General features: G+C 42.7%; 4 protein-coding genes. All 4 read left to right on the top strand.

Features of this window, described 5'->3' with window-relative positions:
• Positions 1-37: 37 nt before the first annotated feature.
• Positions 38-2308: a 4-alpha-glucanotransferase gene (gene malQ / locus CXF78_RS07425; RefSeq protein ID WP_102036411.1), complete on the top strand. Its 2271-nt coding sequence runs from the start codon at positions 38-40 to the stop codon at positions 2306-2308.
• A gap of 13 nt (positions 2309-2321) precedes the next feature.
• Positions 2322-4556 (top strand): 1,4-alpha-glucan branching protein GlgB, encoded by a 2235-nt coding sequence (gene glgB, locus CXF78_RS07420; RefSeq protein ID WP_102036410.1) that lies wholly within the window; start codon positions 2322-2324, stop codon positions 4554-4556.
• A 44-nt stretch (positions 4557-4600) separates the two neighbouring features.
• Positions 4601-6700, top strand: a complete 2100-nt coding sequence (gene glgX, locus CXF78_RS07415) for a glycogen debranching protein GlgX (protein WP_102036409.1) — start codon at positions 4601-4603, stop codon at positions 6698-6700.
• A partial coding sequence (gene glgP, locus CXF78_RS07410; RefSeq protein ID WP_102036408.1) for a glycogen/starch/alpha-glucan family phosphorylase occupies positions 6700-8696 on the top strand: 1997 nt, incomplete at its 3' end. The genes glgX and glgP, both read left to right, overlap by 1 nt.

The following is an 8696-nucleotide window of genomic DNA, read 5'->3' as shown; positions in this document are numbered from 1 at the left end:
GGAATTAATGCAGTTAATTATCGCGAGGGAGACAAATATGGGACTAGAGAAGTTGCTATATTTGCAAGGCGTTGGGGCAGAGTTTATCGATTGTTTCGGTAATCTTGTTCACATACCCGCTAGGGACAGGCAGGGCATTTTAACCACGATGTTATTGCAATCATCGTTTCATCAACATGAACATCTTCATGATGAGTCCGACCCGCAATCATTTGATGTACAGGATTTTACTCAGCAGCAATTATCACAACCAAGGATAGACGCACGAATAGAGCTACTCGATGTACAGCCTTGGTTGCTTCCGCTACATACTTTTCAATGGTGTACTATTGATAAGCCTCATGTTGATGTCTATCTGCCAGAGAATTATGTATCTGGGTTTGTGGTGACCATCAGCGGTGAAAATATTGACACAATCTCGGTGAGTGCCAATGTATGTGATTGTGTTATTGCTGGCGAATATCATATTAATGATAAGCGTTATTGCCAATATCGCTTAATGCTTGATAACGCTACATTGAATTTAGGTTATCACCAAGTTGATTTAGCGTTTAATCATGATCCTCAGCGTAAAGACACCTTACATGGACAGTTGATGGTTGCACCGTCTTCGGCTTATCAAGGTCGTTCAGCGCAACCATTTAACAACAATAAGGAATCATGGGGACTTAATGCGCAACTGTATGCTTTACGTAATGAGGCGCAATGGGGCATTGGTGATTTTGGCAATTTAGCTGAACTTATAGAGTATGCTGCCAATGCCGGTGCGGATTTTATCCTTCTCAATCCACTACATGCTGTAGACATCAGCCAGCCAGATAACCCTAGTCCATACAGTCCAACGGACCGCCGTCGATTAAACCCTTTATATATACAAATTGAAGCCGTTGATGAATATAAGGCCCTCAATGGGGAACTATTATCACAGAAGTGGCAACAAAAAAGGTTAGTGCTGAATCAAGCACATCTTATAAATTACGATGAAGTGCATAGCCTGAAATACGCAGCCTTAGAGAAAATGTATCAAATATTTTGTTCTCACCACGTCAAGCTCGAAACGCCACGGTACAAAGCCTATAAGGCGTTTTTAGCACATGATGAAGCTGCGCTGATGCAGTTTGTTACCGTTGAAGTGGAATTGGCATCTAAATATTTCACTCAAGATGTTGGCTTTTATTTGTATCTACAATTTGTCGCTAATGAGCAATTACAAGCTTGCCAGTTGAATGCAAAACAATGTGGTATGAGTATTGGGCTTATTCGTGATTTGGCTGTCGGGGCTGTGAGTCATGGCGCCGAAATTAGTGCCAATGCCGATTTGTTTTGTGACAACGCCAGTATTGGTGCACCGCCAGATCCTTTTGCTGAACATGGCCAAAATTGGGGTTTAACCCCATTCGATCCGGTTAAATTAAAACAGCATGATTATAGTCATTTTATCCAGTTGGTTCGCAGTAATATGCAAAGTTGCGGGGCATTGAGAATTGATCATGTCATGGGATTACTGCGTTTGTGGTGGTGGCCACTACATGAAGAACTCGGTAATGGTTGTTATGTCTATTATCCGTTAGAAACCTTGTTAGCCATTGTTTGTTTAGAAAGTCAGCGCGCTCGTTGTATCGTGATTGGCGAAGATTTAGGCATAGTACCACCGGAAATTGTGGCGTGTTTACAGGACGCAGGCATTTTATCTAATGAATTATTTTATTTTTGTAAAGACCACAATCGCTTCAAATCACCACAAAACTATAAGCGTCAAAGCCTGATGATGCTGGCTAATCATGATGTACCAACGCTTTCTGCGTGGTGGTTTGGTGCTGACTTACGTCTACGACGTCAGCTCGAATTGATTGAAACCGATGACAAATTACAGCAGGCCATAGACCAGCGTCAGCAAGAGAAACTGCAATTGATTGACTTGCTTATCCGCGAACAGGAATTTGAGCTACCAACCTCCATTACATCGGTTGAACAATTAGATTTTGACAGTGTGTTATTGGCCTGGATACGTGTTGCCGCAAATGGCAATGCACAACTGTTTAGTGTGCAATTAAGTGATTTAGTCGCCGATAAACACGGGGTAAATATTCCCGGCACCTGGAAAGCATTCCCTAATTGGCAGCGTCGATTACCCCTTTCAATCAAACAAATGTCCCAAAGCCCTAAAGTACAGCAACGTCTAGAAGCGATAGCATCAGCCCGAAAGTCCCGAACTCAAGCCAGTGCAGTTAACACAAGTGCAGTAAATACAAGAACAGTAAACACAAATACAGAAAACACATCGTCATCCGATAAACTTGCCTATTAATGGATCATTGAATATGACTGTAGCGACCCCGTATTTTCAACAAGGTAGTGAAATAGCCTTATTAAATGGTGAGTACACAGATGTGTTTTCACTGCTTGGCATGCACAGTGTTAATGATGGTAAAGCGCTGGTTGTCCGTTGCTTAATACCTGGTGCGATCAGTGTTGATGTGTTGAGCGCTAAGGATGGACGTAAAGTGGCAACACTTGAGCAAGTGAACGAGCACGGTTTATTTGCCGGTAAAATGGGCCGCAGAGTGAAATCTTTCGCTTATTTATTACGGGTACAATATCCCTTGTGTGAGCAACTTATTAACGACCCATATCAATTTGACAGCTTACTCAACCCTGATGACGTGTATTTATTTGGCGAAGGAAGCCAGTTGCAAACATACCATTTTCAGGGGGCTAATTGGCGCGAGCATCACGGTGTGAAAGGGGTTCATTTTTGTGTTTGGGCGCCTAATGCTAAGCAAGTTGCGGTGATGGGTGATTTTAATTTATGGGACAACAAGCGCCATATATTGCGTCACCATCCAGCCAGTGGGCTGTGGGATATTTTCATTGCTGAGGTTGAGCCCGAACAACACTATAAATACGCCATTAGCGATATGCATGGCAATCAAGTTATTAAGTCCGATCCTTACGCGGTCGCCATGCAACCATCACCTCATAATGCCTCGAAAATCCCTCATGTCGAACGTTATGACTGGCAAGATAGTCAATGGTTAGCAGATCGGGCAAGTCATCAGCCACACATACAACCTATGTCTATCTATGAGGTGCAATTAGCATCGTGGCGCCGCAAGGGGGATGACGGCCAGGAATATACTGATTACTCGCAGTTAATTGCCGAGTTAGTGCCTTATATCAAAGAGATGGGTTTTACCCATTTACAGTTAATGCCAATCAGTGAATATCCGTTTGATGGCTCTTGGGGATATCAACCCGTAGGGTTATTTGCCCCTACGTATCGCTTTGGTGATGCCAATGGCCTTAGAGCTTTTATTGATGAATGCCACCAGCAAGGCATTGCGGTGTTACTCGATTGGGTGCCAGCACATTTTCCTCGCGATCCTCATGGCTTGGTGCGATTTGACGGTAGTTGCTTGTATGAACATGATGATCCCCGCAAAGGCGAACAACCGGATTGGGACACACTAATTTATAATTATGGCCGCGCAGAAGTACGCAGTTTTTTATACAGTAATGCCCATTACTGGTTAGATGAATTTCATTTTGATGGCTTAAGGCTTGATGCTGTATCGTCTATGCTCTACCTCGATTACAGCAGAAGAGCCGATCAATGGATCCCAAATAAATTTGGCGGTCGTGAAAACCTTGAAGCTATCAGCTTTCTACAAGAATTAAATGCGCGCATGTACCAATGCTTCCCAGGCATTAACATGATTGCTGAAGAGTCCACCGCATGGCCAGGTGTGACGCAAGCCACCAGCAATAATGGCTTAGGATTCGGTTTTAAGTGGAATATGGGCTGGATGAACGACACTCTGCGTTATATCAGTTGCGATCCCCTTTTTAGGCGTTATCACCATGGTGAACTTACTTTTAGCTTGGTGTATGCCTTTACGGAACAATTTATTTTGTCACTCAGTCACGATGAAGTAGTTCACGGCAAGGGGTCGTTACTGCATAAAATTCCGGGTGATGACTGGCAGAAGTTCGCCACATTACGTGCTTATTATGGCTTTATGTGGACTCATCCTGGCAAAAAATTATTGTTTATGGGTAACGAATTTGCCCAGCGCAACGAATGGAACCATAACCAGAGCCTAGACTGGCATTTATTAACCTATGCACCACATCAAGGTGTGCAAGATTGGGTGCGCGATCTCAATCAATGCTATCAACAATATCCTGCATTATATCAACGCGATCATCATAGCGACGGTTTCCAATGGCTCGACTGCAACAATGCTGACAATAACATTTTGGTGTTTTGTCGTTTTGGAATGGACAAGCAACAACATGTCGTGATTGTGGTCAACATGTCTCCACAGGTTTATTACGGCTTCAGAGTGGGTGTACCCACGGCGCAAAACTACCGCGAATTGCTCAACAGCGACCATCGCCACTATGGTGGCGGTGATGTCGTCAATGATAATCCCTGTGAAGCTCAGGCTACTCCATGGCAGGGCATGTCACACAGTATTGTTATCACAGTACCACCGTTGGGTTGCAGTATTTGGGTTCCAGAACTAGACGTACAAGATCAGCCTACGCAATAAGTGGGTGACGAAATAATGGTTTCAACTTTACAAGGGCATGTTATATGGATATGACCAGCGGTTATCCTTATCCACTTGGGGCAACACTCGATGATAATGGGGTGAATTTTTCGTTATTTTCGGCGCATGCAACAAAAGTAGTGCTGTGTATTTTTGACTCCACAGGCTGTGTTGAAATAGCGCAATACATTATGCAGCATCAAACACGACAAATTTGGCATTGCTACTTATCGGGTGCTAAAGTGGGACTGCTTTATGGCTATCGAGTTTTTGGGCCTTACCAGCCTGAACTCGGGCACCGTTTTAATCATCATAAATTTCTGCTCGATCCTTACGCCAAAAGATTAGTCGGGGAAGTGACATACCACTCTGCGATTTATGGTTATGACATTGATGCCTTAAATGAAGATTTGTCATTTGATACTCAAGACAGCGCACCATACATGCCCAAATGTATGGTGTCAGACAATCGATTTGTAAACGATATTCCAATTGCACCCCTTAATATTAGTCTCGCTAGAAGCATCATATTCGAGACTCATGTAAAGGGTTTTACTCAACAGCACCCCAATATTCAATTGTCCCAACAAGGGACGTTTGCTGGGTTAGCTAGCCAACCGATAATCGACTATTTACAAAACTTAGGGATTACCTGCATAGAGTTGTTACCCGTGCATGGCTTTTTTGATGAACCCTTTTTGGTGCAAAAAGGCCTGACTAATTACTGGGGTTACAACAGCATTGCTTTTATGGCTCCACATTCTGCTTATTTATCGGATGAGGGAGATATTGGCGAATTCAGACGAATGGTTTCTACACTTCATCTTGCTGGGATTGAAGTGATCCTCGATGTGGTTTTTAACCATACCGCCGAAGGAAACCATTTGGGACCCACTTTCAGTTTTCGTGGTATCGATAATGCTAGCTACTATCGGTTATTACCCAATGAAAAACGTTTCAACATTAACGATACTGGCTGCGGTAATACTTTCAACCTTAATCATCCCCAAGTGCTGATGCTGGTCATGGATTCGCTGCGCTACTGGGTAGAAGTGATGGGCGTTGATGGGTTTAGATTTGATTTAGCCAGTTGCCTTGGACGAGAAGCTTATGGTTTTGATCGTGGAAGTGGCTTTTTTGATGCCATCACTCAAGATCCTGTGTTGTGCAAAGTCAAATTGATTGCTGAGCCGTGGGACATTGGCCCAGGGGGGTATCAGTTAGGCAATTACCCCGTGGCATTCAGTGAGTGGAATGACCGTTATAGAGATGCCATGCGCAAATTCTGGCGTGGCGACAGCGGTTTATCGCCTGAGTTTGCCAAGCGGTTCCACGGTTCAAGCGATTTTTTCGAACATAACGGTCGTGGTCCTGCCGCCAGCATCAATTTTATTACTAGCCATGATGGTTTTAGTTTGCATGATTTGGTCAGTTACCGTGATCGTCATAACTTGGCCAACGGTGAAGAAAATCGCGATGGTCATCAGGAAAACTGTAGCAGCAATTACGGCATAGAAGGTGAGTGCGACGATGTTGATATTAATGCAATTCGCAGCCGACAAAAACGTAACTTATTAACGTGTTTGTTGCTGTCTCAGGGGGTGCCAATGTTGTTGGCCGGCGATGAATCTAGCCAAACTCAGCAAGGTAATAACAATGCTTATTGCCAAGACAATCCTATTGGTTGGTTCGACTGGCAGCAAATAGATTGGTCATTGGTGAATTTTACCGCTCAGTTGATCACCTTACGTAAACGCTTTCCTATGTTATGTCATCAAGCATTTATTCATAAACCTGAAGCACTATTCGATAATGGTCTAGCGTGGTTTAACCGCCAGGGTGAGGTGATGAACAAATGCCATTGGGGTGAGTATCAAATCCGGACTTTGAGTGTCATCTTAACGGGAAATTTAGCTCATGCTGATGTTGGCGCTGTCGCTGAGAGTACAGAAGCATTGTTATTGATGATTAATACAGACGAGTTAGCGCATACCTTTACTCTGCCCCAATTACCCCATCTTCGATATTGGCATTGTTTATTACATACCCAAGAAAGTGAGCCTTCAGTGGATGAGGATCAGCAAGTCAGTTTAATGAGTCGTAGTTTAATGTTATTCCATACCGAGTTTACAAGGAGCAATTGATGACCACAGCGAAAGATAACGCCAGTGCTAATATCAGTAAAACCAATAGTAAAGTTGAAGTCACTGCCGAGATATTAATAGACGAACAAGATTGTTCTCACGAAGAACCTTGCGATAGCTTAAAAGCCTTATTAGCAAGACATATGCGCTACGAGTTATGTAGAGACGATCACGATAAACATGAATTGTTTAATGCCTTAGCACAAAGCGTTAAGGAACAAATGCTTGATGACTGGCGACAAACACGGCTCAAGGATAATCAATATCAACAAAAACAAGTGGCCTATTTGTCATTAGAGTTTCTGATGGGCCGAGCATTAGGCAATGCATTATTAAGTTTAGACATTACCGAGGATGCTCAACAAGTACTCACAGAGTACGCCACTAATTTAGAACATATTGAACAAGTTGAGCATGATGCAGGGTTAGGAAATGGTGGACTTGGACGCTTAGCGGCTTGTTTTCTCGACAGTTGTGCTAGTTTGGATTTACCCGTTACAGGTTATGGTATCCGATATCAATACGGCATGTTTGTACAAAAAATAATAGATGGCTATCAGGTAGAGCGACCCGATCGTTGGTTACGAAATGGTAATCCTTGGGAAGTCCGAATTTCTAATCATATTGTTTCTGTCCCTTTTTATGGTCATACCGAAACTCATTCTTTTAAGCAGGGACATCGGCATCATGTTTTGGTTAACACTCAAAAAGTATTAGCTATTCCATATGATATGCCTATTCCTGGTTATAAAAATAATCGTATTAACACCTTACGTTTGTGGAAAGCGGAAGCCAATGATGATTTCGATTTAGCAGAGTTTAACGAAGGTGATTATGCAGAAGCAGTAGCGACTAAAAACTTGGCTGAACAAATTACCATGGTGTTGTATCCCAATGACGCTAGCGTTAATGGTAAAGAGTTACGGCTGAAGCAACAATATTTTTTATCTTCAGCCAGTTTACAGGACCTATTAATCCGTTATGTGAACAAGTTTGGTGAAGATTTTAGCCACTTCAGTGAGCTTAACGTAATGCAGCTTAACGATACTCATCCTAGCATTGCGGTGCCAGAATTGATGCGATTGTTGCTTGATCAATATGGCTTAAGTTGGGACGCTGCGTGGGCAATTACAAGTCAGTCGATGGCATATACCAATCATACTTTATTGCCAGAGGCATTAGAGCGTTGGTCAGTTCCTATGATGAAAAATATGCTTCCTCGTATTGTCGAAATCATATTTGAGATTAATGCACGGTATTTAGAGTTGGTGGCACATCATTGGCCTGGTGACATTCAAAAGCTGACTGAGATGTCAATTATTGAAGAGGGCGGAGAACAGCAAGTTCGTATGGCCTACTTAGCCATCGTTGCCAGTTTCTCTGTTAATGGTGTGGCAGGGTTACATACTCAGTTACTCAAAGAGGGGTTATTTAATAACTTCTATCAATTATGGCCTAACAAGTTTAATAACAAAACTAACGGTGTAACTCCTAGACGTTGGCTAGCATTTTGTAACCCTAAATTATCTTCGTTGATTTGTAGTCGTTTAGGCAATGATTGGATTAAGGATTTGTCACGGCTTAAGGGGCTAAATGACTGTATTAGTGACAAAGCATTTGTTAAAGAATGGGCCCAGGTAAAATTTGAGAATAAACAATCATTAACCCAATTTGTGAGACAGCAGTGTGGCGTCGAATTTGATCCTAAGATGATGTTTGATGTGCAAGTTAAGCGTATTCACGAATACAAGCGCCAATTGATGAATATCCTACATGTTATCCATTTATATCGCCGTATTCTTAATGGAGACACGCAGGATATGGTGCCGCGTTGCGTGTTAATTGGTGGAAAAGCAGCCCCTGGGTATGCCATGGCAAAACAGATTATTAAATTGGCCAATAATGTAGCCCATATGGTGAATTCAGATCCTCTTGTTACGCCATATTTACGCATGGCATTTATACCTAACTACAACGTCAGTGCGATGGAGAAAAT

Origin of the sequence: Shewanella sp. 11B5 (genome assembly GCF_002836795.1) — a bacterium.
Classification (GTDB): Bacteria; Pseudomonadota; Gammaproteobacteria; order Enterobacterales; family Shewanellaceae; genus Shewanella; species Shewanella frigidimarina.
The sequence above is the reverse complement of the archived record's forward strand: the minus strand, read 5'-3'. Positions and strand labels throughout refer to the sequence as shown.

Coding starts and splice junctions, on each gene's coding strand:
- glgX (WP_102036409.1), top strand. CDS start 4,601: ATGGATATGACCAGCGGTTATCCTTATCCACTTGGGGCAACACTCGAT.
- glgB (WP_102036410.1), top strand. CDS start 2,322: ATGACTGTAGCGACCCCGTATTTTCAACAAGGTAGTGAAATAGCCTTA.
- malQ (WP_102036411.1), top strand. CDS start 38: ATGGGACTAGAGAAGTTGCTATATTTGCAAGGCGTTGGGGCAGAGTTT.